The sequence below is a fragment of the Rhodococcus sp. 06-1474-1B genome, assembly GCF_002258885.1.
Classification (GTDB): Bacteria; Actinomycetota; Actinomycetes; order Mycobacteriales; family Mycobacteriaceae; genus Rhodococcoides; species Rhodococcoides fascians.
On the sequence record NZ_NOYR01000008.1, the window covers coordinates 1 to 25,577 of the forward strand.

Below are 25,577 nucleotides of genomic sequence, written 5' to 3' on the forward strand. Positions count from 1 at the left end.
CAGCAATGTATGCAGGTGACTGGTACTAATAGGCCGAGGACTTACCACAAAGAAGCTACGCGTCCACTGTGCAATATCTGAAACAACACACGAGTAGTTCGATAACACAACCGAATACACGAATCCGCCACCCCACACGAGTGTGGGTGAGAGGTTCGCTCGTGACACTGTTTCGCAGAGTTACGGCGGCCATAGCGGAGGGGAAACGCCCGGTCCCATTCCGAACCCGGAAGCTAAGCCCTCCAGCGCCGATGGTACTGCACTCGACAGGGTGTGGGAGAGTAGGACACCGCCGAACACAACATCCCAAAATGCCCCTGACCTCACGGTCAGGGGCATTTTGCATTCGAAACCACTACCCACACAGCACGATCGAAAGAACGCGTGCGCACTGTGTACCGCGCTGGATTCGTGTGGCACAGTCGTGTTCGATGAAACTTCCCGTAGACGGCCAGCGCGTCCACAAGGTTCTGCTCGATTTCGATCTGACCATCGAATTCGACAGCGGTGCCACTGTCGCGTTCAGTGAAGTCGTCGTAGATGATCTTGTCGTCGACGAAGACAATCAATTCGAGGGACTCAGGGCGTTCGCCGTGTTGCTCGGTCTCGTCTGCGATGATGCCGAGTTCGACGAATCCGGTGTTCTCCGTCTGACATTCGACGGACGGACGCGAGTTGTGGCCCATCCACGACCCGAGGTCGAGTCGTGGGAATTCTGTGCGGCCGACGGGTCGACCGTGCTGTGTGGTGCCGAGGGCACCGTCGAATCGTGGCCGGCACCGCCGCACCGAAGCGACGAAGTATCCACTCGGGAGGGTCTGCCCTCGATCGGTGCGACCGTCGTTCGGATATCTACCGGCGACGATGCTTCAGTAGAATTCTCCGACGGAACTTGCCTGAATTTCGATCTACCGCTCGACGCGGGTTACTTGGTGCTTCGGGAGAGCGTTACTGTCAGTTCCGACGCGGGCGGGGACTGGGTCGTCGAGTTGTCGTCCGGGCACGTCATCTTCTACCGACCACGCACCACATAGGGCTTGCCGAACTGAGTTGCGACCCCGTCCGAGTACAGCACCGAGTCGGGTGTTCGAGTACAGACCCCCGGTAGACCCGCAGCCTCAACCAACTGATCCGAGCAGTGGGTCAGTTCCGCGTCCACCAGGGCCCAATGTCGATGCACGTTCGGCACGTACAGCAGGCGTCCGCCCAGCGCGGTGTGCAGTCCCCAGCGTGCGGTGAGGAAGACCGCCAGCGGGTCGTCGGACATGTCGCGTGTGCCCCGGACGATGCCGAAGTCCGTCGTCGCACCGCGTTTCGGCGGTGCCAGCCGCCGGCTTCGGTAGGAAATTGCTCGCTTGTCGTCGTCGATATCGATCGATGCCCACCGGTAGGGGATACGTGCGGCATTGGTGCCCACGACGACTGCGAGTCGGGTCGCCTCGAGGGAGCGAAAGACGACACCGCGTCGGCCTTCTGCGTCGATCGAGTACAGCCGTACATTGATCTCGCCGAAGGTCCCGAAGTACGGCACCGGGTGCCGATATCCGAGACCAGCACCGACCATGTGGAACCCGATGAGACCGACCCACGACGAACCGTCGAACTCGTCCGGTACGCACCCGTCCGGTAACAGCGGCGCTACAACCGAACTCGGTACTCGCCAGTGTAGGAAGACGAGTCGTTCCCACCGCTGGTCCATCAGAATCGGACGAGGCAACAGCGGTGGCCGGGGCCAGAGGCGTCGGGCATCGTCGCGGTTCATGTATTCGAGGGTAGGCGCGCCACGTCAGGAGGCGGTGAATCTGGCGTGCACGCTGGCGGAGATCGTGATGTTCTCGGGCTTCAGGGCGAACGCGGCGGGCCCGGATTGTGCGGCAAGCATGCGGTGGGTCGGCTCGGTGACGCCGCGTTCGGCAGACCCCGTCAGCAGTCCGGGATCGGCAACGGCCACGGCCGTCACATTCACCCTTCCCAGGCTCGACGCATAGGCCTCTGCCTTGGACACAGCATCCTGCACTGCACGTTCGCGGACCTCATGGGTGTGGGCTTTCCTGCTCGGTTCGGTGAGGTCCCAGTCGAAGTGGTCGATCGAGACCCCGTCGAGAGCGGATGCCGCGTACACGAAGGCATCCACCAGGTCGAGTTGGCTGAACTTCACTTCGACGGACGCTTCGGCCTGATAGACGTACGGAAGTTGTTCGCCGTCCTGATTGAACGGGCGGTGACGGGAACGCCGAACCTGATCGATGGTCCATCGATCGATCGGCCCGTGTTCACTGTTGTAGAGGGGTTCGATGAGGCGAGTGAGCTCACGTACGAGTTGCCCCGCCGGCTCCGACGCGGACTCGGCGCTGCGGCCGTCGGTACGCACCGTCAGGGACAACGTGCATTGTTCGGGTGGGTAGGTCACCTCGCCGTGACCGACGACGGTGATGTCGAGTGCTTCCGGGCTCATGGCGTCCAGTCTGGCATCCGGGCACGGAGATTCATCGAATCTCAACACTGCTGGCCGACGCGTCAGGTGCGGAGGACAATCGGGTCATGCTCCCTGTTCTCGATCTCGAGTCGTCCGAACACGACCCACAGACCTTCCGACGAGCTCTGCGCGAGGCAGCCCACGACTCGGGGTTCTTCTACCTCGTCGGACACGGCATCGGCACCGACCGGATGGCCGACGTGTTGCGTTCGGCGCGGGCATTCTTCGCGGTGCCCGACGCCGTCAAGGACGAGATCAGTCAACTGAAGAGCCCACACTTTCGCGGCTACTCGCGAGTGGGCGGCGAGCTGACCAACGGTCGGGTCGATTGGCGCGAGCAGATCGACATCGGTCCCGAGCGGCCGGCGATCGAGCATGCGCAGGGCTACTGGAATCTGCAAGGACCGAACCTGTGGCCGTCCGAGCCCGAGGGCTTCCGCGAGACGTTCGAGCAGTGGGAGCGATCGGTGTCGCAGATCGGACTCGCGCTGCTCAGACATTGGGCGGCCTCTCTCGGCGCGGACGACCACGTGTTCGACGACGCGTTCGGCACGGCGCCGGCAACGTTGATGAAAGTCGTGCGCTACCCGGGGACGCCGGATCACTCACAGGGTGTGGGTGCGCACAAGGATTCTGGGGTGTTGACGCTGCTCCTGGTCGAACCCGACTCGGCCGGTTTGCAGGTGGAGACGACCGCGGATAGCTGGGTCGATGTGCCGCCTCTGGAGGGCGCATTCATCGTCAACATCGGTGAGCTGCTGGAAGTGGCGACGGGCGGCTACCTCCGCGCGACGCGGCATCGGGTGATCGCCCCCGGGCCGGGTACCGACCGGGTATCGGTGCCGTACTTCCTCAGTCCCGCACTCGATGCCGTCGTACCGATCATCACGCTGCCACCGGAACTGGCACGGCACTCACGTGGCGTCGAGGACGATCCCGCCAACCCCATCTACGACACCTACGGGGCGAACGCCTGGAAATCCCGTACGCGCGCACATCCCGACGTGGCTCTGTTACACCACGGCATCGTTCCCGCCGGGCACAGCTCCGCTCAGTGACGCTGGCTGCGACCCTCATTCGAGGCGCGCCATTGTGCCCAGGCACCGGTGCACCACAGCGCCCACACGATCAGAAGGGGTTGGAACAGCAGTCGGATGCCGCGTGCGGCATCCGAGTCGAGACCGAACGCGTCGGTGTGCGTGACGAATTGAGAGATGTTTCCTGGGAAGACGGCGACGAAGAAGGCGGCCACCACCCATCCCACGAGTGCTGAGCGAGCAGTCCAGAACAGGAGAGCAAGACCGAGAACGATCTCGACGACGCCCGAAGCCAGGACGACGAAGTCGGTGTCGACGGGCATCCATATCGGTACCTGGGCCGCGAAGGTGCTGCGTGCCCAGAACAGATGGCTCAGACCGGCGAAGACGAGAAATGCTCCCAGCACGATCCGGCCGATGGTCCGAGATATCGATTTCGTCATTGCGCCATGAGACACCACGGGCACACTGGTGACCATGACCGGGACCACCACGACCGAGCATGCGTCGACCGATGCCACTCGGCGGCGCTGGGTACTGCACGTCGATCTCGACCAATTCATCGCAGCGGTCGAGGTGCTGAGGAACCCCGACCTCGTGGGCAAAGCCGTCGTGGTCGGCGGCAGGGGAGATCCGACCGAGCGTGGGGTGGTGTCGACGGCGTCCTACGAGGCGCGGGCGAAGGGCGTCGGATCCGGAATGCCGCTGCGGATCGCAGCGAAGAAGATTCCCGACGCCGTCTTTCTTCCCGTCGACAAGCCGGCATACGACGAGGCGTCGGCGACGGTGATGGACACGTTGCGTTCCCTCTGGGTGGTGGTGGAGGTGATCGGCTGGGACGAGGCCTTCCTGGGCGTCGAGACCGACGATCCGAGGACATTCGCCAGGACCGTGCACGACGCGGTGTTCGATGCGACCGGGCTGCATTGCTCGGTCGGGATCGGGGACAACAAGCTTCGAGCGAAGATCGCCACCGATTTCGACAAGCCTCAGGGTATCTACCAACTCACCAAGGACAATTGGTACGAGGTGATGGGAGAGCGCGGCACCGATGCGCTGTGGGGAATCGGCAAGAAGATCTCCACCCGGCTTGCTGCACTCGGTATCACCACCGTCCGTGAATTGGCCGATGCGGACGACGCAGACCTTGCCGCGGCGTTCGGGCCGAAGATCGGGCCGTGGCTCGGTACGAAGGGTAGGGGGATCGAGCTGTCCCCGGTGACATCCGAACCGTGGGTCGCGCGATCTCATAGTCGGGAAGTCACGTTCCAGACCAACGTCGCCGACTGGACCGTGATCAGGGACGAGGTCGCGAATTTGACGTCGAAGGTGCTCGCAGACATCGAAAGCGAGAACCGACCTGCGGTCCGCGCAGCATTGAAGATCCGGTATGCCCCGTTCGAGACGCATACCGTCAGCGCGCCGATCGCGGGCCCGCCAACCTTCGATGCAGCGACTCTCACGTCGGCCGCGGTGGCCCTGGTGGACCGGCTCGACCACAGTCGAGAGGTTCGCTTGATCGGTGTGCGACTGGAAATGGTTCCGCCGCAACCGAAACCAGCGTCCTAGGTCACTTTCGGCCGGCAGCCCACTTCATTCCCCAGCCGTACTTCTTGTCGAGATCGGCTTGGCTGCCCTGGATGTACTCCACCTCGCGCGTCACGGTGATCCCGGCGGACGTGTTCTGCAGCAACGCGATCGAGCAGATCCGTGCCGAGTTCTCGGCCGAGTCCAGGCGAACCTCCACCTGTGGACCGCTGGTGGGGTACAGGGTCACCACGCCGTCGACCGCAGCCCAGTTGGGCGCGCCGTCGTAAATCATCGCGAAGATCAGAATGCGTGTGAATTTGTCGGGGTCGGCGAGATTGATGTGCATGTTCTCTCCGCCGCTGACCGAGCCCGAGCGGTCGTCGCCGTCGAGCGCGATGAACGGCGGCTGCTGCAACGACCCGAAGCTGTTTCCCAGTGCCTGAATGACGCCCTTGGAACCGTCGCGCAGCTCGTAGAGGCAGCCGAGGTCGAGGTCGACCCCTCCGGTGCCGTACGACGCGGCGGCCAGCTTCGCCAGAAAGCCCTTCTTCTTCGGTTGCGCGGCAGGTGCCCCGCTCGACCAGTTGAGATTCACCCGCATCGACCCCTGCTTCTCACCGGACTTGGTCAAACTGATGGTGGGCGACGCCTTGGACAGCGTCACCTTGCTCAGGTTGACCGACGCGGCGGGCTGGGCGGGCTGGGAGGGCTTGCGGGTGTAGTCGATGGCCATCGTGGAGCCTTCCGAAACGGTCGAGTTCCGGATCGCGATGTCCGGTTTGGGCGGTCCGTCGAGAATAACCGCAACCGGGGTCGACGACGTGGGCCGGGAGTGCACTATGGAGTTCTCACGTTCGAAACCGAAAGGAACCGATGAACCCGGTCGTAGAGGTCGCGCAAGGGAAACTCAGTGGTCGCACAGTTGCGGGGGTGAGCGCCTTCAAGGGAATCCCGTACGCGGCACCGCCCTTCGGTGCACACCGCTTCCAGGCACCACAGCAACCCGAGTCGTGGGAGGGCGTCCGGCAGGCCACCGAATTCGGCCCGACGGCTCCCAAGCCCGGATTTCCCAGCCCGATCGACCAGATTCTGTCCGAGGTGGCGATCGACGGAGACGATTGCCTGAACGTGAATGTCTGGACGCCCGACGTCGAGGCTGCGGGGTTGCCGGTACTGGTATGGATTCACGGTGGGTCGTTCACCAACGGCAGCGGCGCGGTACCCACGTACGACGGCACCGCGTTCGCCCGCGACGGAATCGTGTGCGTCACCATCAACTACCGATTGGGCGTCGACGGATTCCTGGCGATCGACGGAGCGCCCGCCAACCGCGGTCTGCTGGATCAGGTTGCGGCGCTCGAATGGGTGGCCGCCAACATTGCGGCGTTCGGCGGCGACCCCGCCCAGGTGACGGTTGCGGGGGAGTCGGCGGGCGCGATGAGTGTGGGCACTCTGCTGTCGATGCCTCGCGCGAAGGGGCTGTTCCGCCGCGCCATCCTGCAGAGCGGCGGCGGGCACCATGTGCTGACGGAGGAGACCGCGAAAAAGGTGACCGCGGCGTTGGCGTCGGACCTCGGTGTGGAACCCACCGTCGACGGTTTCGGTTCGGTGCCGGTGGCGGACTTGACGGCCGCGCAGACCGCGCTGTCGAATCGTATTGCCAAGCAACCCGATCCGCGTCTGTGGGGCGAGCTGGTCCTCAATGTCATGGCGTACGAGCCGCACATCGACGGGGATGTGGTGCCGGCCCGGCCGATCGATGCGATCGCCGCCGGCTCCGCCGCAGACGTCGAGATCATGGTCGGATCCAACTCCGACGAACATGCGCTGTTCTTCGTACCCAGCGGGGTGTTCCGGCACATCGACGAGAATCTGCTGCGAATGGCCGTGGCGGGCATGGGCGCCGACGCAGACCGGGTGCTCGAGCTCTACCGCGCCGACACACCCGACGCCACCGCAGGTGAGGTCATGATGGCCGCGATGACCGACTGGTTCTTCCGAATTCCTGTCATCCGTATCGCCGAGGCTCGTTCGGGTTCCGCGACGTATATGTACGAATTCGCTTGGCCGTCACCGTCGTACGAGGGCAAGCTGGGTGCCTGCCATGCAATCGAGATCCCGTTCGTCTTCGACAACCTCGCCGAGGGCACCGGAGGGTTGCTCCTCGGGCCGAACCCTCCGCAGAAACTCGCCGACCGGACTCACCGCGCCTGGGTGGACTTTGTCACGGCAGGCGACCCGGGCTGGGCCCCGTACGGGGCGGAGCGAACGGTCATGACATTCGACGAGGTGTCGGCTTCGGTGCAGGATCCTCGTGCGGCGCAGCGGGAGCTGTGGGACAAGATCCGGTAGACGACAGCACCGGTGGTACATGCCGTACCACCGGTGCTGGGTCTCGATCAGGGACGCGGAACGTTACGCAGGTTCGACTTCGCCATCCGAACTGCTTCTCCTACACCGCCGTTGAGAACCACCTTGCTCATCGCGAGCGCGAAGCCCTTGAGCTGCTCGCCTGTGAGGGTCGGCGGCACCGACAGTGCCAGCGGATCGGTGATCAGTTGCACCAGGGCAGGCCCGTCCGTGGCGAACGCGGTTTCGAGTGCGCCGCGAATATCACCCGACTGGTCTACGCGCTGCGCGTGAATGCCCGCAGCCTTGGCGATTCCGGTGTAGTCGACCTGTGGCACGTCTACACCGAAGTCGGGGAGGCCGTCGACGAGCATCTCGGCCTTGACCATGCCCAGGGTCGAGTTGTCGAACATGACGATCTTCACCGGCAACTTGTACATCGCCACGGTGAGGAGTTCGGAGAGCATCATCGAGAATCCACCGTCACCCGAGATGGAGACGACCTGACGGCCCGGGTGCGCGAACTGCGCCCCGATGGCGTGCGGTAGCGCGTTGGCCATCGAGCCGTGCAGCATCGACGCGACGAAAGCTCTTCTGCCGGTGGGGTTGATGTATCGGGCGGTCCACACGTTGCACATACCGGTGTCGGTGGTGAACACGGCATCGTCGTCGGCCAGATCGTCGAGCACGGACGCGGCGAACTCGGGATGGATCGGCACGAGCTTCTCGGCATTGCGGGTGTACGCGCCGACTGTCTTGCCCATCAGGTCGTTGTGCTTGTCCAACCACTTCTCTGCGTAGCGGCGATCGGTCTTGCGAGTGACCAACGGAGCCAACGCGTTCAGAGTTGCACTCACGTCTCCGTGGATGGGGTACTTCACCGAGGTACGGCGGCCCAACTTGGTCGGATCGATGTCGATCTGCGCGGTCGCGACATCCTCGGGAAGAAACTGTTGGTACGGAAAGTCGGTGCCGAGCAGGATCAACAGATCCGCGTCGTGGATACCGGCGTGCGCAGCTCCGTAGCCGAGCAGGCCGGTCATGCCGACGTCGTACGGGTTGTCGTACTGGATGAACTCCTTGCCGCGCAACGAATGTCCGACGGGAGCGCCGATGGTGTCGGCGAATGCGACGACCTCGTCATGGGCACCCTTGACGCCGTAGCCGGCGAAGATCGCGACCTTCTCGGCTTTGTTGATGGCGTCGGCCAGCTGTTGGATGTCGGCGGCGGGCGGAGTGACGACGGGAGTCGACGGAATGGCGATGGGATCCATTGCGCCGGCAGCGGACAGCTCGGCGATGTCACCGGGGAGCGTCACCACCGATACTCCGCCGCCGGTGATCGCTGCGTTGATCGCGGCGCGGAAGACGCGCGGTGCTTGCTCGGCGGTGGAGACGAACTCGTTGTACAGCGAGCATTCGACGAACAGGCGATCGGGATGCGTCTCCTGGAAGTACCCCGACCCGATCTCGCTGCTGGGAATGTGGGATGCGATCGCGAGAACCGGTGCGCCGGAACGGTGTGCGTCGAACAGCCCGTTGATCAGATGCAGGTTACCCGGTCCGCAGGAGCCGGCGCACACGGCGAGGGTGCCGGTGGTCTGCGCGTCCGCCGATGCCGCGAACGCCGCGGCTTCCTCGTGGCGAACATGGATCCAGTCGATGCCGCCCTTGGCCGACCCTCCGGTCCGACGCACCGCGTCGACCACCGGGTTGAGACTGTCGCCGACGATTCCGTAGATGCGCCGAACTCCGGCGTCGACGAGTCCGCGAACGAGTTGATCGGCCACTGTGGTGGACATAGTTTTTCTCCTCGGATGTAGTAGCGCGCCTCGGGGTCGATGTGCCCTGTGCGCATTCTCGACGCCTTCCCGGCGCCGAGGGTGTACGAAACATAGAAGTGCAGCGCGATCGCTACCGCAAGAGCAAAGCCCAGGTAGAGGCCCGACGCGATCTCCGTCACGTGGCGAAATTCCTGCCAGCACTCATCGAAGACTGGGGCTGTCCTGACGTGCTGTCTGCCGATGGCGACATTCAAATGAACAGGCTCTGTACAGGTTCATTCTTGGGATGTACGGTACTGACATGACCGAGCCCGCTATGACTCAGCGCACACCGGAACGCGCACGGCACAAGCGCCAACAGGTACTCGCCTCGCTCAAGAACACCATCGAGTCCGGCGACATCCCCTCAGGCTCGTTCTTGCCCGGAGAGAACGACCTTGCCCGCGAGTTCTCGGTCAGTCGCGGAACCATCCGATCGGCGCTCAGCGAATTGGAAGAACAGAACCTCATCCAAAAGCGAAGCGGCATAGGATCACTCGTCACCTTCGATGGTCATCAGATCGAGACTGCGGACGGATGGGCGCGGGCCCTGTCCACCGCGGGCGTCGAGATGCACACCCGCACTCTCCGGGTCGAGCGCATCGTCGACCCCGAGTTGGCAGCCGAGGCCGGTACTTCCACGTTGAACTTCGTTGCCGTCGACCGAGTGCGGCACGTGGTCGACGGGCGACCGGTGTCGCTGGAGCGTAGCCGTGTTCCGGCGCTCGGTTCGCTTGCGGACCTGCCCGAGAACGGATTGGTAGAAGAATCGCTGACGGCAACCTTGAGGTCTGCGGGGCTCGTGGCTGCCAGCGGCGAGCAATGGGTCTCGGTGGTTCCCGTCGACGCGGCCGATGCAGCCGTTCTCGAAGTGCCGGTGGGCACCCCGTACCTGCACAGCATTCGTGTCAGTCGAGACGCGTCGGGTCGGTTCGTCGAGAAGGTCGTCAGCCTGCTCGCGCCCGACCGATTTCGGCTCCATCTCACTTTCAATTCCTGACCGATGACCCCACTCTCTGCGAGGACTGTTTCGATGTCTGCTTCACGCGATCGCGCCCTCGGGGCTTTCTATGGCCTGGCGCTGGGAGACGCGCTGGGAATGCCGACGCAATCGATGTGTCGCGGGGACATTGCTGAGGATTACGGCCAACTACGCGGATTCGTCGCCGCCGGTCCCCGTCAGCGGATCGCGCACGGCATGTCGGCGGGCTCGATCACCGACGACACCGAGCAGGCGATCATGTTGGCCCAGTTGATCATCGACGGTGACGGTAGGGTCGATCCCTCGGCTTTCGCCCGCGCCTTGATCGCGTGGGAGTCCGAGATGTCCGCGCGCGGATCTTTGGATCTGCTCGGGCCGTCCACCAAGCGAGCTGTGGAACGAATACTCGACGGCTCCGACCCGAACGAGGCGGGCAAGTTCGGCAGCACCAACGGTGCGGCCATGCGAATCACACCTGCGGCAATTGCGGCATCGTTGGACGGCGGTATCGCGCCGTTCGTCGACGCGATCTACAGTTGCAGTTTCGTCACCCACAACACGTCACTCGGAATAGCCTCCGCCGCAGCGGTTGCCGGAGCCATCAGCGCCGGGATCGCGGGTGCGGAATTGCACGAGGCGGTCGACATCGGTGTCGCCGCCGCCACCGAGGGGGCCACCCGGGGATATTGGGTCGCCGGTGGAAACATCGCAGCCCGTATTCGTTGGGCAGTCGAGCTGGTCGGCAAGTCCGCCGACCGGCCCATCACGGACACAGTGGCAGACGTCATCGGCACGTCCGTCGCGTCACAGGAATCAGTGGTAGCGGCCTTCGCTCTGGCCGTTGCGTACGACGACCCTTGGGACGTCGTACTGGCAGCCGCCACCATCGGCGGCGACACCGACACGATCGCAGCAATAGCCGGCGCAATTCGCGGTGCCGTCGGCGGCCTGGCAGCGTGGCCCGGCGAAGCGATACGAACGGTAACCGACGTGAACAAGCTCGATCTGGAGCCCATCGTCGACCGACTGCTTGCTCTCCGTAACACGAACTGACACAGTTCGACTCACCCTTGGAGCACAACCATGACCTCATCCGCTTCCACGTCTGCATCGGACACGACAGTCGACGTATTGTCCCTGGAAACTCGGGGGATCGAGCCAGTCCCGGACGACGAGCGCAACGGTAATCCGCTGCAGTTGTTCTGGGTGTGGTTCGCCGCGAACATTTCCATTCTCGGTCTACCGCTCGGGGCTACCCTGGTGGTCTTCACCGGTCTGAATATCTGGCAAGCATTGATTGTCGCCCTGGTGGGCGCGGCGGGTTCGTTCGCCATCGTTGGAATCGTGTCGATTGCCGGTAAACGTGGCGGGGCACCGAGTCTCACGTTGTCGCGAGCCACCTTCGGGGTTCGCGGAAACATCGGCCCCACACTGGTCTCGCTGATGTCGCGACTCGGCTGGGAAACCGTCAACACCACGACCGCGGCATTCGTGTTGCTGTCGATCTTCACACTGATCTTCGGTGGATCCGGCGTCGCGAAGGATCATGCCGTCGTCACGATCGTCTCCATCGTCGTCTTCATCGTGCTCACACTGGTGGTCAGCGGTCTGGGGCATGCGGCGATCCTCGTCATCCAACGCTGGTCCACGTGGATTTTCGGTGCGCTGAACATCTTCGTCGCAATCTTCCTGATCGCCACCGTCGACTGGACTGCAGTGACCAGTACCCCGGCCGGATCCATCAGTGCGATGGTCATCGGTGTCGGAACCATAGCTGCTGGAACAGGTATCGGTTGGGCGAATGCCGGAGCCGACATGTCGCGATATCAACGAAAGAGTGTGGGAGCCGGCTCGTTGGTGCTGTCCAGCGCGGCCGGAGCCGGAATTCCCCTCGTTCTGCTGATCGGACTCGGCGCGCTGCTGTCGGCAGGCGACAACAGCCTTGCGTCCGCATCGGATCCGGTTGCGGCAATCCGAGAAATTCTGCCGGCCTGGATGGCCGTTCCGTATCTGATCACCGCATTCGGTGGATTGCTGTTGTCCAACCATCTTTCGGTGTATTCGGCCAGTCTCACCACGTTGACCCTCGGTTTCCGGATCAAGCGGGTCTATGCGGTCGGAGTCGACGTCTTCGTCACGTTCGTCGGCGCCATCTATTTCATGCTGATCTCCGACGGCTTCTACGGACCGTTCATCACCTTCATCTCGGTTCTCGCCGTACCTCTGACGGCATGGCTCGGTGTGTTCATGACGGACATGATCAAACGGAAGACGTACGACGCGGCATCGATCATGAACGTGGGCAACACCAGTCGCTACTGGTACACCGGCGGAGTCAACTGGTACGCCTTCGCGAGCTGGGCGGCGGGAATCGTGGTGGGCTTCCTGTTCACTGCGATCACGGTGGACGGCGACGTGATCTACACCGGACCGCTGTCCGGCAGCTGGATCGGTGACAACGGACTCGGCTGGGTGGCGTCGTTCGTGATCGCCGCCGGGCTCTATCTCGTCACCGGTGGAGCGCGGCGGACCGAGACGGTCTCTCGGTGAGTCCGCGACTGATCCATACCGGTCAGGTGATCGTCGACGTGGTGATGGCCGTACCCGAAGTGCCGGTTCCGGGAGGTGACGTCGTAGCGACGTCACTGAACGAGACCGCGGGCGGTGGACTCAACGTGATGGTCGCCGCGATTCGTGATGATCTGCCGGTGATCTTCGCCGGCAGATACGGGTCCGGTCACTATGGTTCGATCGTCCGCGAAGCTCTGTCCGCCAGCGGTGCCCGCATAGTCAATACCGCACCGTCTGAACAGGACTCGGGGTTCTGTATCGCCCTCGTCGATGCGAACACCGAGCGCACGTTCGTGACCTACCCGGGGGCCGAGGCGGAACTTGGTGTCGGGGACCTCGAGGCGGCAGGGGTGCGGAGTGCAGACTTGGTGTACGTCACCGGCTACGGGCTGGCGCACGAGAGCAACGCCGCAGCATTGACCGCGTGGCTGCCGACGCTTCCCGCGGACGTCACGGTGCTGTTCGATCCGTCTCCATTGATCGCCACGCTGAACCGCGACGTGGTGGACGCCGTTCTCGCCCGTGCCGACGTCGTGAGCGTGAATCTACGCGAGGGCATGCTCATGACGGATGAGGTCGATATCGATTCCATCGCGGCCGAATTGGTGACGAGGGTGCGGCCCGATGCGGCGGTGGTACTCCGTACCGGTCCGGACGGTTGTCGAATCGCGGGCGGTAGACGGACGTCGCAATCGGTTCCGGGGTTCGAGGTGCAGGCGGTGGACTCGAACGGCGCGGGCGATGCTCACGCCGGGGTGTTGTTGGCAGGGCTGTCCCGTGGGCTCGGTCTGTACGACGCGGCGCTGCGGGCCAATGCTGCTGCAGCACTTGCGGTCACCGAGCGAGGACCGGCGACGGCTCCGCCTCGGTCACGTACCGACGCGTTGATCCGCGGTCGTCCTCTCGACGGGTGAGAGACGACTCCGTCCTGGAACCGTCGAGTCGCGCACGACGAGGGTCGGTGTCAACGCCATCGAGGACACCGGAAGTCCATGGGTGACCGCCAGCAGCATCTCTGCTGCGCGCGTGCCGATTTCGCGGTGTGGGCTGTGAATCGTCGTCAACGGAACGGTCAACTCGCTGCAGATCGAGATGTCGTTGTAGCCGACGACGGCTACGTCGCGTCCTGGCTGCAGACCCGACTGACGCAGCACGCCGAGCACTCCGATGGCGCTGAAATCGTTGGTCGCGAAGATCGCCGTCGGGGGAGTCGGCAGCGACAGAAGGGCGCTCGCCCCGCGCCTTCCGGCATCGGGATCGAACCCCTCTTCCCGTACGTACTCGTCCGGAACGTCGATGCCTGCGTCGCGGAGGGCAGCGCGGCAGCCCTCCAAGCGGTCGATTCCGGTGCTGGCCCACGCAGGGCCGGACACGATCCCCACTCGGGTGTGGCCCAGTCCGGCCAGGTGCTCACCGGCGAGGTAGCCGCCCCGATGGTCGTCGCACGTCACGGAGGTCATGCCCGGGTATCTGCGGCTGATGAGCACGAACTTGATCCCTCGGCGCTGGAGGTTTTCGAGGTTCTCGCTGTCGAGGCGAGCATCACCGAAGATGAGGCCGTCGACGTTGCGGCCGAGCAACAGGTCGATGCGTCGACGCTGCTGAATCGGATCGTCGTGGGTGTTGGCGACGAAGGTCTCGTACCCGGCACGATTCGCTGTTTCCTCGATGGCGTCGTACATCGCAGAGAGCACCACATCGGTCAATCGCGGGACGAGTACTCCGAACGCAGTGGATTTCTTGGTGGTCAAGCTCGCCGCGTTGGGGTTGGGGACGTAGTCCATATCGCGGGCCAGCTCGAACAATCGCAGATCTCCGGCGCTCGCACCTGCCGGGTCGAGCGCAACGCGTCGCAGAGCACGAGAGACGGTCGAAACATGCACTCCCGCAGCCGCTGCGACCGTTTTGAGCGTGACGCTCCCCGAACTGGTGCTGTCCACTGGCGGTTCCCCTCGATCCTCCGTCGGCGCTGCCCCGACCCCTGATGACCCCTAAGCTAGCACCGTGCGCAATCGTTTGCGCAACAAGTTGCCCCTAGGAACGGACAATAGATGACAGGTCTTGGTGGTCTCAATCCGTCGCCGACGTCACTCACGCTTGGCCTGGTTCAGCAGCAGGTTCCGCTGATCACGAGCTTGGACGATGTCGACGCGACGACCGATCGCGTGTGCAGGCAGCTGCGCGAGGCGAAGGCCGGGTTCGCGGCGCTCGACCTCGTGGTCTTCCCGGAGTACTCGCTGCACGGTCTACGCAAATCGTCGTGGGCGTCCGACGAGGTGATGTGCGACATGGACGGTCCGCAGGTGGAGCGATTGCGCGACGCGTGCCGTGAGTCGACGGTGTGGGGGTGCTTCAGCATCATGGAACGCAACCCCGGTGGAGCGCCGTTCAACTCAGGAATAATCGTCGACGATCAGGGTGAGATTGCCCTGTACGTCCGCAAACTTCACCCCTGGACGCCCAAGGAGCCTTGGGAGCCCGGCGACATCGGTCTGCCGGTCTGCCCGGGACCGAAGGGTTCGGTGCTGTCGCTGTTGATCTGTCACGACGGAATGTTCCCCGAAGTCGCCCGTGAAGCGAGCTACCGCGGTGCCAACGTGTTGCTGCGCACGGCCGGCTACAAGTTCCCTCTTCGGCAGTCCTGGCGTATCACCAACGAGGCCAATGCATTCCACAACCTGGCGTACACTGCCTCGGTCTGTTTGGCGGGGGAGGACGGCAACGGCATCCCGTCGATGGGGGAGGCGATGGTGTGCGACTACGAAGGAACGATCATCGAGCGCGGCGATTCCACACCCGATCGGGTGGTGACCGTGTCGATCGAGCCGGCCAGGGCCGACGCGGCACGTCGCGAGTGGGGAGTGGAGAACAACATCTATCAACTGGGGCATCGTGGGTACACCGCGCTCGATGGAGGGGCGCGTGACTGCCCGTACACCTACGTCCGCGATCTCGCCGACGGAACCTACCGAGTTCCGTGGGAGGACGAGGTTCGCATTGTCGACGGGTCTTCGGAGGGATACGGGCCGCCGCGTCGAGACGGTAGTCCGATCGATACGGCCAGGGCCGGGATGCGCGGCGAGTAAGGCGCAGGTTACGCAGCCGGTGCCCGTGTAACGGTGCCATTAATTGGTTTCGGATTTGTGGCCCAAAGCTCGACATCGACCGAGAAACCCCTCTATCGTCATGACAACGCAATCGGTTGCACGACCGGTTGCACAGCAAGCGAAAGAAGGCTCGTTTCGATGACTTCCCAGGTAGGCGACTCTCTGGAGCTCACGGATCGCACCCGCCACGACATCGAATCGATGTCGTCGGGGGATGTGTACAAACTGCTGTCCTGTGCGGTGCAGCCACGTCCTATCGCCTGGATCTCGACGGTCTCCGGCGACGGCGTCCTCAACCTGGCACCGTTCAGCTTCTTCAATGTCGCGTCGCGCAACCCGGCGACGCTGATGATCTCCATCGGTGAACGCATCGGATTCCCCGGAGAGTTCAAGGACACACTGGTCAACATTCGCGACACCGGCGAATTCGTCGTCAACATTCCGTCCGCGGACACCGTGGATGCGGTGACCGCAAGTTTCGCCACCGTCGATGCCGATGTCGACGAGTTCGAGCTCTCGCACATGACCGCAGTGCCGTCGGTGTCCGTCGCGGCCCCGTCGGTGCTCGAATCCCTGGTGTCTCTCGAATGTCGCACGATGCAGGAAATTGCGCTCGGCACGGACACTCTGGTGTTGGGGACCGTCACGGCGGTGACCAGCAGGCCTGGCCTGCTCACCGCCGACCTGCACGTCGATACTCTCGAACACCGTTTCCTCGGCAGACTGGCGGGCCCGTTCTACACCACCGACATGAACCGGGTGGCGCAGTGACTGCCTCGGCCCGTCTGCGCGGTGTCGACACCGAGGCGGTTGTCGACACCTTCGACATCGCTGTGGTGCAGACCGGTTCGCGGGTGGGAGCCTGGCAGCAGAACATCGACGCGGTGCGCTCGGAGGTGCAGGCTCTCGCCGCGGGCGGATCGAAGGTGATCGTTCTGCCCGAATTGTTCGCCAGCGGTTACGATCTCGACAGCATCGACACGATGGCCGAGTCCGTACCCGGTCGAACGTCGACCGCGCTCGGAGCGCTCGCCGCCGAAACCGACACCGTTCTGGTGACGGCCATCGCGTTTCGTGATGCCGACGGAATCGTCTTCGACAGCTCGCTCGTCGTGGGCCCGGGCGGCCTGATCGCTCTGGGACACAAGCGCTTTCTGTGGGACCGAGAGAAATCGGTGTTCACTCCTGGCGCTGAGAGCGGACTGCTGGTCAGCACTCCGTTCGGCACCATCGGCGTCGTGATCTGCTACGAGGCAGGGTTCCCCGAGACGGTCCGCGACCTCGTCCAGCGAGGAGCCGATGTGATCGCCGTACCGTCGGCATTCGGACACGTCCGTTTGCACGTGTGGAAGTTGCTCACCCGTTCCCGAGCACTCGAGAACGGCGTCGTCGTCGCGGCCGCCGGACTCACCGGACAGACCGGCGACGGCCCACGGTTCGCGGGCCACAGCGTCATCGTCGGACCGCAAGGACGCACCATCGTCGAGATGGACGAGAGCGTCGGATCGGTCTCGGCAACAGTGACTCGCCGTGAGTTGCTCGACGCACGCGACGAAATTCCTTATCTGAAAGACCTTGCCCGCCTGGGCGGAATCACCGAGAACGATTCAACCGAGAACCCTCACGAGAGGAACCGAGATGTTCGATCTGCGATCAGCTGATCTCCTGCGCGCGTTCACCCGTCAGCTCGAGCTGTGCAAAGTGCAGCCAGGAGAGCAGGTGGTGATTCTCGCGGAGCCTTCGAGCCGTGGGGATTACGTCTCGGCTGCCTTCGGAGCGGCTCAAAGTTTGGGGGCACAGGTACTTTCGGCCACCGTTCCCGGCGGCAGTCCGGCACCGATGCCGAGCACCCACACCGGTGCGGGCCCCGGTCTTGTGTCGGTCATGAACAGTTCGGTCGCACAGGACATGCTCAAGGGAGCTGATCTCGTGGTCGATCTGACCAGCGAGGGCTTCATTCACGCGCCTATCCAGCAAGAGATCCTGGCCGCCGGAACACGCATCATCTTCGTGTGCGACGCCCCGGACGTGCTTATCAGGAATATGCCGCAGGACGGCGACAAGGAGCGGGTCCAGGCAGGCGTCGATCTGATCCGCAACGGTTCGACCATGCGCATCACCAACGAAGCCGGTACCGATCTCACCGTGCAACTGAGCAATTCGCAGCCCGAGTTCCAGGTGGGCTTCGCCGACGACAAGGGCCGCTGGGATCACTGGCCGTCCACCATGGTGTTGTGTTGGCCGGAGATCTCGAACGGAAAGATCGTGCTGTCCGAGGGCGATATCTTGTTGCCGTTCAAGGAATACGTCCGGTACGAGACGACGCTGACGGTCACCAACGGCCACATCGACGAGGTGACCGGCGGCGGTGAAGCTGCACTGCTCAACATGTTCTTCGCCGACTCCAACGACAAGTGGGCGCGCTACCTGTCCCACATGGGCTGGGGCTTGATGAAGACCGGCGACTGGTTCGCGGCCGCGATGTACGGCAAGGATGACATCATGGGTATGGACGCGCGAGCGTTCGCCGGCAGCTTCCTGTGGTCCACCGGCCCGCACCCTGTACTCGGCCGAGACTCATACGCACACCTCGACATCGGAATGCGCGCCTGCACGGTATCCATCGACGGCATCGACGTCGTCACCGAAGGTCGATTGGTGGAGAACTGACATGGCTCCGATCGAAGTGGTCGTCGCCGGCGGCGGCCTGGGCGGGCTGACCGCAGCGCTTTCGCTGCGGCACAGAGGAATCAAGGTAACGGTACTCGAAGCCGCCGCCGAGCTCGGCGAGGTCGGAGCAGGCATCCAGACCGCACCGAACGCCAGCCGCATTCTCATCGCCCTCGGTATGCGAGAGAAACTCGAAGAGATCAAAACCGAGCCGATGGATCAGGTGCGCAGGCGCTGGGAGAACGGGAAGGTCATCGCGCTCACCGCGCTCGGCGAATACTGCAAGAAGACGTTCAACGCGCCGTACTGGCACTACCACCGCGCAGACCTGCACTCTGCCATTCATGCGCAGTGCCTCGACCCCGACGGCCCCGGCCCGGTTGTGGTGTTCGAGACCGACGCGAAGGTCGTCGAGGTCGACCGCACCGACCCGATGCGGCCCGTCGCAGTCACCGGAGCGGGACGACGGTACGAATCGGATCTGCTCATCGGAGCCGACGGAATCCGCTCGACGGTACGCGATCTCATCGGCCTGCCCGACACGCTGGTGTTCTCCGGCGAAATGGCGTATCGCGCACTCATTCCCGGCGACCGTATCGTCAAGGATCCGGCAACCCGCTGGCTCGTAGATCGCTACCAGAGCACCATCTGGTACGGACCCGACCGTCACCTGGTGCACTACATGATCCGCAACGGCGAGTACCTCAATGTCGTTGCGTTGGCACCGTGTACGGATGAAGTACGTGACGGCGGACCGCGGCTCGTCGGGCCCGAGGAACTGATGGCGACGTTCCCGGACTGGGACGACCGCGCCCACGCGATGCTGTCCAAGGCCGACGAGAACGTGCTGTGCCAGGCGCTCTACTACCGCAGACCCGACCCGCGTTGGACCGACGGCCGCGTCGCGCTGCTGGGCGATGCGTGCCACGCCATGCTGCCGTACCAGGCGCAGGGCGCATCGCAGGCAATGGAAGATGCGGCGGTGCTCGCCGAGGAACTCGCGAAGGTGACCTCGAGCGGAATCGACGACGCGTTGGCGCGCTACGTCTTTCGCCGGGCCCGGCACGCGCGGATGGTGCAGGACGCGAGCCTGCAGAACAAGACCTTCTACCACATACCCGATGGACCCGAGCAGCAGAAGCGGGACGCGACACTGGCGTCGTTCGATGGGGAGTCCGACATCTCGTACGACTGGCTGTGGAGCGGTACACCGCTCGACGACAGCGACGACGAGAAATTCCATTACTCGTTCGTCCGATGACGACCTCGGACCACAACACCGCGCCGGAGGCTGCGATGAAGACTGGTGATCAGGTAGTACAGGAGCTCCCCTGGAAATGGGGAGTGCAGGGCAAGATCTTCATCATCGGCGGGCTGGGTTACATGTTCGACGCCTGGGACGTGGCGCTGAACGGCTTCTTGACCCCCCTGCTCGGAAGTTACTGGGATCTGTCCCAGGCCGAGCGCGGTCTCGTCGCCACCGGCAACCTGATCGGTATGGCCGTCGGAGCCGTCGTGTGGGGAACGATCGCCGACCGCGTCGGGCGAAAACGCGCATTCTCGTTGACGCTGTTGATCTTTGCGCTGTTCTCGGTCCTCGGTGCTTTCGCCCCGAGCTTCGAGATCTTCATCGTTCTGCGGTTCCTCGCAGGATTCGGCCTCGGCGGCTGCATCCCGGTGGACTACGCGTTGGTCAGCGAATTCTCGCCCCGCCGCATTCGCGGCAAGATTCTGTCCGCGATGGACGTCTGGTGGCCGATCGGTGCCACCATCTGCGGCGTCGTGGCAACACTGCTCGTCCCGATCGACGGCGATGTTCGCTGGCGCTACATGCTGTTGTTCATGGTTCTGCCTGCGCTGCTGCTGTTCTGGGTCCGGCGCGGCATCCCGGAGTCGCCGATCTACCTCGCCAAGGTCGGCCGAGAAGCCGAGGCCCGCGCCGTCATCGACGACATGGTGACTCGTACCGGATCCGACGCCGTCGAGTACGTCATCGTCGCCGACACCTCTCCGAAGGGTCCGGGTGGAATGAAAGCTGCTCTGACGCAGCTGAAATCGGTGTGGCGCTACAGCCCACGTATCACTGCCGCAGCGTGGATGCTGTTCGTGTCGATCATGCTGCTGTACTACGCCGCGCTGAGTTGGATGCCGTCCATCCTGCGGGCCGAGGGCTACGGGGAATTCGCGGCCTTCGCCGGTACGACGCTCATGACCGGAGTCGGTATCGTCGGTGTGCTCACCTCCGCGTTCATCGTCGAGATCTTCGGACGCAAGTGGGTCATCGGACTGTCCGGACCGATCGCCGGCAGTGCGCTGGTCATGTTCGCCGTCATGCTCGACATTCAATCGGCAGCGCTGATCTGGCTCGGCATCTTCGGATTCGTCATCCAGCTGACCATCCCCGTGCTGTACTGCTACGTCTCCGAGTTGTACCCCACCAATATCCGCGCCTCGGGATTCGGGTACGCCTCCTCGGTCAGTCGGGTGGCGACCGGCTTTGCGCCTCTGCTCTTCGGCTCCGTCATGTGGCCGATCCTGGGTCTGCCGTTGACCTTCGGCATCGTCACCGCGTTCGTGTTGTTCGCGGTGATCTGGATGGCGTACTTCGCACCCGAGACCAAGGGCCGCGAACTCGACACCCTGGTCGACGAACCCACCGAGGTAGTCGCAGGCGAGGCTCGGGTCTGATGAAGCCCGCACAGTTCGACTACCACCGGGCGCGCGATGTCTCGGGTGCAGTGCGCCTGCTGGCCGAGCTGGGCGAGGACGCGAAGATCATCGCCGGAGGCCAGTCCCTGGTTGCCATGATGAACTTCCGCCTCGCCCGGCCCGGGCATCTGGTCGACGTGGGTGGGTTGAACACTCTGAGCTACATCCGCCGAGAATCCGACGGCCTGCACATCGGAGCGCTCACCACCCACCATGACGTCGAATCCGGCGACGTGGGAACAGACTTCGCTGTTCTACGCGATGCCATGCGGTGGGTGGGGCACTACCCGATCCGTACCCGCGGCACCGTCGGTGGCAGCATCGCCCATGCGGACGCCACCGCCGAATGGTGCTTGCTCGCCATCCTGCTGGACGCCCGCATCGTCGTCGAGAGTGTGCGGGGACGGCGCACCGTTGAGGCAGACTCGTTCTTCTTCGGGTACTACTCCACCGATCTTGCGTTCGACGAGATGATCGTCGAGATCGTGTTCCCGAACCCGGCACCGCATGCCGCAGTGACCGAATACGCCGAGCGGCAGGGAGATTTCGCGATCGTGGGCGCAGCAGTGTCCCTCGATCTCGACGGCGTGGCCGTGGTCGGCGGACGCGTCGCCCTTGCGGGGGTCGGCGCGACCCCGATGCGATCGCCCGCAGGAGAAGCCGCGCTCGCCGCCGGTGGAACGTTCGCCGACTGCGCGGACGCCGCAGCCGAAGCACTGGAACTGGAGGACGAGGGCATGTTCACCGCCGAGTACCGCCGCGCCCTGGTGCGCACGTTGGTCGTCGAAGCCTGCAGCGACGCGCTGGTGTCGCAGGGGGTGCCCACGTGAGCGTCGATCAGGTTCTCACGCCGAAATTCGTCGGTACCTCGGTCGCACGCCGGGAAGATCCACGGTTGCTCACCGGCCGTGGCAGATTCGTCGACGACATCGCGATGCCGGGCATGCTGCACGCGCAGTTCGTCCGCAGCACCGTCGCGGCCGGAGCCATCACCGGTCTCGACGTCGGTGATGTCGCCGGAGTCGAGGGAGTGCGCGGTGTGTTCACCGCGGCGGACCTGGACTTGAGGCCGATCCGAGCCGAATTGTCCCGTCCTCTGACCGAATTCGTGCCCACCGACATGCCCGTGCTGGCGCACGACGTCGTGCGCTACGTCGGTGAGCCGCTGGCCATCGTCGTCGCCGCCGACGCCTACAGCGTCGAGGACGGACTCGAAGCGGCACGAGTGTCGTACCGGACTGTCGCCGCTGTCACCTCCGCAGATCAGGCCATGTCCGAGGGCATGCCGCTGGTTCACGATTCGGTTCCGAACAACACCGTCGTGGACGTGCAGATGTTTGCCACCGACGGCATCGACGAGATATTCGACGACGCGCACACCGTGGTGTCCGTGCAGTCCAGAACCGGACGTCAGAACGCACTGCCTCTCGAGACCCGCGGATGCATCGCGTACTGGGACGACCGCGACGAGCAATTGATCGTCTACATCTGCACGCAGGTCCCACACCAGGTTCGCACCGTCACCGCGCTCTGCCTCGGACTCGACGAGCGCCAGGTGCGCGTCGTGGTACCCGACATGGGCGGCGGCTTCGGGCAGAAGTGCGTCGTCGGTCGCGAGGAAATTGCAGTCGCCGCGGCAGCGTTGAAGCTCCGTCGTCCCGTGAAATGGATCGAGGACCGCAAGGACGCACTGACGGCCTCGTTCCTGGCGCGCGAACAGCAGTACGACGTGCGGGCAGCGTTCGACTCCGAGGGACACATATTGGGCCTGGACGCGGATGTCGTGTGCGACATGGGCGCGTACTCCTGCTACCCGTTCACCGCGGGTATCGAGCCGCTCATGGCGTCGGCGGAAATGCCAGGGGTGTACCAGGTTCCGGCGTACCGGGTACGAGGGCGCTCGGTGTTCAGCAACAAGGCACCGACCGCGCCGTACCGCGGAGTGTCACGCCCGCAGTACGTGATGGTGATGGAGCGGCTGTTCGAGCGAGCGGCTCGCGAACTGGCGCTCGATGCGGTGGAGATCAGACGCCGCAACGTCATCACGGCCTTCCCGTACACCGGCGTCAACAACATCACCTACGACCCGGGCTCGTACCTCGAGGCCCTGAACCTGTGCGAGCAGACGCTGCGGGACGGCGGTTGGTACGACCTTCAGGAGCGGGCGACCGCAGATGGTCGACACGTCGGCATCGGATACTCCTGCTTCAGCGAGCGAACAGGTTACGGAAGTAGCGCGTTCGCCGCCCGCAAGATGAACGTGGTGCCGGGGTTCGACATCTCGGAGGTCAGGATGGATACTTCCGGCACCGTCGTCGTGACGACCGGAACGATGAGCCACGGGCAGAGTCACGAGACCACCATGGCGCAGATCGTCGCAGATCGTCTCGGCATCGGCGTCGAACAGGTGAAGATCGTGCAGGGCGACACCGACCGCATCACGTACGGCTTCGGGTCGTTCGCCTCCCGCTCGATCACCATCGGCGGCAGTGCGGTGGCGTTGGCGTCGAACAAGCTGGGAGACAAACTGTGTGAGATCGCAGCGCACCTGATGGAGACACGTGACGACAACGTCGAGCTGGCGTCGGGGCGTGTCCGTCAGCGCGACGACCACTCGAAGTACGTCACCTACCGGGACATCGCCGACGTCGCGTACCTCAAGGCGCAGCTGCTGCCCAAGGGGGTCGAGCCGGGGTTGTCCGCAACGGCGAGCTTCGACGTGTTCAACGACGGCACGTTCTCCAACGCCACACACGGCGTCGTCGTCGAATTACACGAGGGCACCGGGCAAGTGGAGATCCTGAAGTACGTGTGCATCGAGGACTGTGGCGTCGCCATCAACCCCAAGATCGTTGAGGGCCAGTGTCGCGGCGGGATCGCCCAGGGTATCGCGGGCGCGTTGTTCGAGCAGGTCTCGTACGACGACCACGGAAACCCACTGTGCGCGAGCTTCATCGACTACAAGGTGCCCACCGCGTGCGAGATTCCCGACATCGAGATCCACCACCTCGAAACTCCCTGCCTGTTCACCGAATCCGGGGCCAAAGGAGCCGGTGAGGGTGGAACTATCGGCGCACCGGCCGCGGTGCTCAACGCGGTCAACGATGGACTACGTTCCACCGGAGTCGAACTGAACGACACACCGATCACTCCCGTTGCTGTACATGCGGCGCTGGCGAAGGGAAGGCCATGAGCAACAAGCAACTGATCGAACTGACCGTCAACGGTACCGAGCACGAGGTGATCACCCAACCACGCCGCACCCTGGTCGACGTACTACGGCACGACCTGCAGTTGACCGGAACTCACGTGGGTTGCGAGCACGGCGTCTGCGGGGCCTGCACTGTCCTGATCGACGGCAAGCCGGCGCGCGCATGCTTGACGTTTGCCGCGCAGGTGGAGAACTCCGAGATTCGGACCGTCGAATCACTGAGCATCGACGGCGAATTGAACGATCTGCAACAAGCGTTCGCGGACCACCACGGACTGCAGTGCGGATTCTGTACGCCGGGATTCCTGATGCTGGCCGAGGGATATCTTGCCGACAATCCCGATGCCACCAAGGAACAGATCCGCGAGGTGGTTGCCTCGAACTATTGCCGTTGCACCGGATACCAGACCATCGTCGAGGCCATCGACTCGTGCGCCGAACAGCGCCGCTGCGTCGGCTGCGCGAAAGGAGTTTCCCCGTGATACTGACCAACACCCTCGACATCGACGCGTCCGCGGACGACGTTTTCAGGCTGATCAACGACGTCGAGAAAGTGGCGACCTGTGTACCAGGGGCCGCAATCACCGGCAAGGACGGTGAGACGTTCCTCGGCGGAGTCAAGGTCAAGGTCGGGCCGATCAGCGCGTCGTACGCCGGCACGATTCGGTTCCTCGAAGTCGACGCCGAGACCCGCACGCTCACCCTCGAAGCCAAGGGTGCGGACTCGCACGGAAACGGCGATGCCGAGGCTCAGGTCGATCTCGCGGTCGAGTCGATCGGTGACCGTTCGCGGTTGACCCTGAACACCGATCTGGTGATCAGCGGCAAGATCGTCTCGTTCGGCAAGGGCGCGATCGTGGCGGTCTCGAACAAGGTGTTGCAACAGTTCGCCGTCAATCTCGGTGCGTTGCTCAGTGGTTCGGTTACGGCCGATCCCACCGCGCCTGCAGCAGTGAAGACCGCTGTTCCGAGTCCGATGGGCGGCGAATTGAATGCGATGTCTCTGATGCCCGAACCGGTGCGCAAGTACGCACCGGTCGCGGGGATCTTTCTCGCCGGAATGGTCGAGGGCTGGTTGGTCTCCAGAGCCTTCGGACGTCGGTAGGTTCGCG

At 63.9% G+C, this 25,577-nt stretch carries 24 protein-coding genes and 1 rRNA gene; 19 read left to right on the top strand and 6 right to left on the bottom strand.

Going from position 1 to position 25,577, the window contains the following annotated elements:
• Positions 1 to 181 precede the first annotated feature (181 nt).
• A 5S ribosomal RNA gene (rrf, locus tag CH266_RS01505) occupies positions 182 to 298 on the top strand.
• Between the two features lie 133 nt (positions 299 to 431).
• The gene (locus tag CH266_RS01510) at positions 432 to 1,034 is read left to right on the top strand and encodes a DUF6188 family protein (RefSeq protein ID WP_051365240.1); all 603 of its coding nucleotides are present in this window, start codon (positions 432 to 434) and stop codon (positions 1,032 to 1,034) included.
• Here the strand turns inward: CH266_RS01510 and CH266_RS01515 are convergent.
• Positions 1,013 to 1,762: a YqjF family protein gene (locus CH266_RS01515; RefSeq protein ID WP_230074967.1), complete on the bottom strand. Its 750-nt coding sequence runs from the start codon at positions 1,760 to 1,762 to the stop codon at positions 1,013 to 1,015. The genes CH266_RS01510 and CH266_RS01515 overlap by 22 nt on opposite strands.
• Before the next feature lie 24 nt (positions 1,763 to 1,786).
• A complete protein-coding gene (locus CH266_RS01520) occupies positions 1,787 to 2,455 on the bottom strand; it encodes an SIMPL domain-containing protein (RefSeq protein WP_027497891.1) in 669 nt (222 codons plus the stop codon).
• Positions 2,456 to 2,541: 86 nt separating this feature from the next.
• On the opposite strand from CH266_RS01520, the gene CH266_RS01525 reads away from it, so the two are divergent.
• Entirely contained in the window at positions 2,542 to 3,534 is a 993-nt protein-coding gene (locus tag CH266_RS01525; RefSeq protein ID WP_027497890.1) for an isopenicillin N synthase family dioxygenase, read from the top strand.
• On the opposite strand, the gene CH266_RS01530 is transcribed toward CH266_RS01525, so the two are convergent.
• Entirely contained in the window at positions 3,528 to 3,956 is a 429-nt protein-coding gene (locus tag CH266_RS01530) for a DoxX family protein (protein ID WP_094643785.1), read from the bottom strand. The two genes, CH266_RS01525 and CH266_RS01530, sit on opposite strands and share 7 nt — an antisense overlap.
• Positions 3,957 to 3,990: 34 nt before the next feature.
• On the opposite strand from CH266_RS01530, the gene CH266_RS01535 reads away from it, so the two are divergent.
• Positions 3,991 to 5,082, top strand: a complete 1,092-nt coding sequence (locus tag CH266_RS01535) for a DNA polymerase IV (RefSeq protein ID WP_094714639.1) — start codon at positions 3,991 to 3,993, stop codon at positions 5,080 to 5,082.
• 1 nt (position 5,083) lies between these two features.
• Here the strand turns inward: CH266_RS01535 and CH266_RS01540 are convergent, their stop codons facing one another.
• Positions 5,084 to 5,776 carry a TerD family protein gene (locus tag CH266_RS01540; RefSeq protein ID WP_027497887.1) on the bottom strand — a complete coding sequence of 231 codons (693 nt, stop codon included), beginning with the start codon at positions 5,774 to 5,776 and terminating at the stop codon, positions 5,084 to 5,086.
• 140 nt (positions 5,777 to 5,916) lie between these two features.
• Between CH266_RS01540 and CH266_RS01545 the strand changes: the two genes are divergently transcribed.
• Positions 5,917 to 7,395, top strand: a complete 1,479-nt coding sequence (locus CH266_RS01545; protein WP_032384068.1) for a carboxylesterase/lipase family protein — start codon at positions 5,917 to 5,919, stop codon at positions 7,393 to 7,395.
• Positions 7,396 to 7,442: 47 nt separating this feature from the next.
• On the opposite strand, the gene CH266_RS01550 is transcribed toward CH266_RS01545, so the two are convergent.
• Positions 7,443 to 9,194 carry a pyruvate dehydrogenase gene (locus tag CH266_RS01550; protein ID WP_094714511.1) on the bottom strand — a complete coding sequence of 584 codons (1,752 nt, stop codon included), beginning with the start codon at positions 9,192 to 9,194 and terminating at the stop codon, positions 7,443 to 7,445.
• Positions 9,195 to 9,477: 283 nt separating this feature from the next.
• Between CH266_RS01550 and CH266_RS01555 the strand changes: the two genes are divergently transcribed.
• From CH266_RS01555 to CH266_RS01570, 4 genes are read left to right on the top strand one after another with little or no spacing between them, the layout of a single operon-like run.
• Complete coding sequence (locus CH266_RS01555) at positions 9,478 to 10,215, top strand: GntR family transcriptional regulator (protein WP_217900979.1); 738 nt, start codon at positions 9,478 to 9,480, stop codon at positions 10,213 to 10,215.
• Between the two features lie 33 nt (positions 10,216 to 10,248).
• Positions 10,249 to 11,250 carry an ADP-ribosylglycohydrolase family protein gene (locus tag CH266_RS01560; RefSeq protein WP_027497883.1) on the top strand — a complete coding sequence of 334 codons (1,002 nt, stop codon included), beginning with the start codon at positions 10,249 to 10,251 and terminating at the stop codon, positions 11,248 to 11,250.
• Positions 11,251 to 11,280: 30 nt separating this feature from the next.
• Positions 11,281 to 12,747: a purine-cytosine permease family protein gene (locus CH266_RS01565; RefSeq protein ID WP_027497882.1), complete on the top strand. Its 1,467-nt coding sequence runs from the start codon at positions 11,281 to 11,283 to the stop codon at positions 12,745 to 12,747.
• A complete protein-coding gene (locus CH266_RS01570) occupies positions 12,744 to 13,682 on the top strand; it encodes a PfkB family carbohydrate kinase (RefSeq protein ID WP_027497881.1) in 939 nt (312 codons plus the stop codon). Before CH266_RS01565 ends, CH266_RS01570 begins: the two co-directional genes overlap by 4 nt.
• On the opposite strand, the gene CH266_RS01575 is transcribed toward CH266_RS01570, so the two are convergent.
• Complete coding sequence (locus CH266_RS01575; RefSeq protein ID WP_051365239.1) at positions 13,638 to 14,708, bottom strand: LacI family DNA-binding transcriptional regulator; 1,071 nt, start codon at positions 14,706 to 14,708, stop codon at positions 13,638 to 13,640. The genes CH266_RS01570 and CH266_RS01575 overlap by 45 nt on opposite strands.
• Before the next feature lie 111 nt (positions 14,709 to 14,819).
• Between CH266_RS01575 and CH266_RS01580 the strand changes: the two genes are divergently transcribed.
• From CH266_RS01580 to CH266_RS01625, 10 genes are all read left to right on the top strand, one after another.
• Positions 14,820 to 15,854 carry a formamidase gene (locus CH266_RS01580; RefSeq protein WP_027497880.1) on the top strand — a complete coding sequence of 345 codons (1,035 nt, stop codon included), beginning with the start codon at positions 14,820 to 14,822 and terminating at the stop codon, positions 15,852 to 15,854.
• 159 nt (positions 15,855 to 16,013) lie between these two features.
• Positions 16,014 to 16,646 (top strand): flavin reductase family protein, encoded by a 633-nt coding sequence (locus CH266_RS01585; RefSeq protein WP_081701649.1) that lies wholly within the window; start codon positions 16,014 to 16,016, stop codon positions 16,644 to 16,646.
• Entirely contained in the window at positions 16,643 to 17,536 is an 894-nt protein-coding gene (locus tag CH266_RS01590; protein WP_051365238.1) for a carbon-nitrogen hydrolase family protein, read from the top strand. Before CH266_RS01585 ends, CH266_RS01590 begins: the two co-directional genes overlap by 4 nt.
• Positions 17,514 to 18,545, top strand: a complete 1,032-nt coding sequence (locus CH266_RS01595; protein ID WP_094714513.1) for a hypothetical protein — start codon at positions 17,514 to 17,516, stop codon at positions 18,543 to 18,545. The genes CH266_RS01590 and CH266_RS01595 overlap by 23 nt, the downstream gene beginning before the upstream one ends.
• A gap of 1 nt (position 18,546) precedes the next feature.
• Positions 18,547 to 19,806 (top strand): FAD-dependent monooxygenase, encoded by a 1,260-nt coding sequence (locus CH266_RS01600; RefSeq protein WP_027497878.1) that lies wholly within the window; start codon positions 18,547 to 18,549, stop codon positions 19,804 to 19,806.
• Positions 19,803 to 21,233, top strand: a complete 1,431-nt coding sequence (locus tag CH266_RS01605; protein ID WP_255175806.1) for an MFS transporter — start codon at positions 19,803 to 19,805, stop codon at positions 21,231 to 21,233. The genes CH266_RS01600 and CH266_RS01605 overlap by 4 nt, the downstream gene beginning before the upstream one ends.
• Positions 21,233 to 22,084, top strand: a complete 852-nt coding sequence (locus tag CH266_RS01610) for an FAD binding domain-containing protein (protein WP_027497876.1) — start codon at positions 21,233 to 21,235, stop codon at positions 22,082 to 22,084. Before CH266_RS01605 ends, CH266_RS01610 begins: the two co-directional genes overlap by 1 nt.
• Positions 22,081 to 24,447, top strand: a complete 2,367-nt coding sequence (locus CH266_RS01615) for a xanthine dehydrogenase family protein molybdopterin-binding subunit (protein ID WP_027497875.1) — start codon at positions 22,081 to 22,083, stop codon at positions 24,445 to 24,447. Before CH266_RS01610 ends, CH266_RS01615 begins: the two co-directional genes overlap by 4 nt.
• Entirely contained in the window at positions 24,444 to 24,947 is a 504-nt protein-coding gene (locus tag CH266_RS01620) for a (2Fe-2S)-binding protein (RefSeq protein ID WP_094714514.1), read from the top strand. Before CH266_RS01615 ends, CH266_RS01620 begins: the two co-directional genes overlap by 4 nt.
• On the top strand, positions 24,944 to 25,570 hold the full coding sequence (locus CH266_RS01625) for an SRPBCC family protein (protein WP_094714515.1): 627 nt from the start codon (positions 24,944 to 24,946) through the stop codon (positions 25,568 to 25,570). The genes CH266_RS01620 and CH266_RS01625 overlap by 4 nt, the downstream gene beginning before the upstream one ends.
• Positions 25,571 to 25,577: the final 7 nt, after the last annotated feature.

Bases quoted from the DNA above. Each gene is read 5' to 3' on its own strand.
- CH266_RS01510 (WP_051365240.1), top strand. From the start codon at position 432: ATGAAACTTCCCGTAGACGGCCAGCGCGTCCACAAGGTTCTGCTCGAT.
- CH266_RS01515 (WP_230074967.1), bottom strand. From the start codon at position 1,762: ATGAACCGCGACGATGCCCGACGCCTCTGGCCCCGGCCACCGCTGTTG.
- CH266_RS01520 (WP_027497891.1), bottom strand. From the start codon at position 2,455: ATGAGCCCGGAAGCACTCGACATCACCGTCGTCGGTCACGGCGAGGTG.
- CH266_RS01525 (WP_027497890.1), top strand. From the start codon at position 2,542: ATGCTCCCTGTTCTCGATCTCGAGTCGTCCGAACACGACCCACAGACC.
- CH266_RS01530 (WP_094643785.1), bottom strand. From the start codon at position 3,956: ATGACGAAATCGATATCTCGGACCATCGGCCGGATCGTGCTGGGAGCA.
- CH266_RS01535 (WP_094714639.1), top strand. From the start codon at position 3,991: ATGACCGGGACCACCACGACCGAGCATGCGTCGACCGATGCCACTCGG.
- CH266_RS01540 (WP_027497887.1), bottom strand. From the start codon at position 5,776: ATGGCCATCGACTACACCCGCAAGCCCTCCCAGCCCGCCCAGCCCGCC.
- CH266_RS01545 (WP_032384068.1), top strand. From the start codon at position 5,917: ATGAACCCGGTCGTAGAGGTCGCGCAAGGGAAACTCAGTGGTCGCACA.
- CH266_RS01550 (WP_094714511.1), bottom strand. From the start codon at position 9,194: ATGTCCACCACAGTGGCCGATCAACTCGTTCGCGGACTCGTCGACGCC.
- CH266_RS01555 (WP_217900979.1), top strand. From the start codon at position 9,478: ATGACCGAGCCCGCTATGACTCAGCGCACACCGGAACGCGCACGGCAC.
- CH266_RS01560 (WP_027497883.1), top strand. From the start codon at position 10,249: ATGTCTGCTTCACGCGATCGCGCCCTCGGGGCTTTCTATGGCCTGGCG.
- CH266_RS01565 (WP_027497882.1), top strand. From the start codon at position 11,281: ATGACCTCATCCGCTTCCACGTCTGCATCGGACACGACAGTCGACGTA.
- CH266_RS01580 (WP_027497880.1), top strand. From the start codon at position 14,820: ATGACAGGTCTTGGTGGTCTCAATCCGTCGCCGACGTCACTCACGCTT.
- CH266_RS01585 (WP_081701649.1), top strand. From the start codon at position 16,014: ATGACTTCCCAGGTAGGCGACTCTCTGGAGCTCACGGATCGCACCCGC.
- CH266_RS01595 (WP_094714513.1), top strand. From the start codon at position 17,514: ATGTTCGATCTGCGATCAGCTGATCTCCTGCGCGCGTTCACCCGTCAG.
- CH266_RS01600 (WP_027497878.1), top strand. From the start codon at position 18,547: ATGGCTCCGATCGAAGTGGTCGTCGCCGGCGGCGGCCTGGGCGGGCTG.
- CH266_RS01605 (WP_255175806.1), top strand. From the start codon at position 19,803: ATGACGACCTCGGACCACAACACCGCGCCGGAGGCTGCGATGAAGACT.
- CH266_RS01610 (WP_027497876.1), top strand. From the start codon at position 21,233: ATGAAGCCCGCACAGTTCGACTACCACCGGGCGCGCGATGTCTCGGGT.
- CH266_RS01620 (WP_094714514.1), top strand. From the start codon at position 24,444: ATGAGCAACAAGCAACTGATCGAACTGACCGTCAACGGTACCGAGCAC.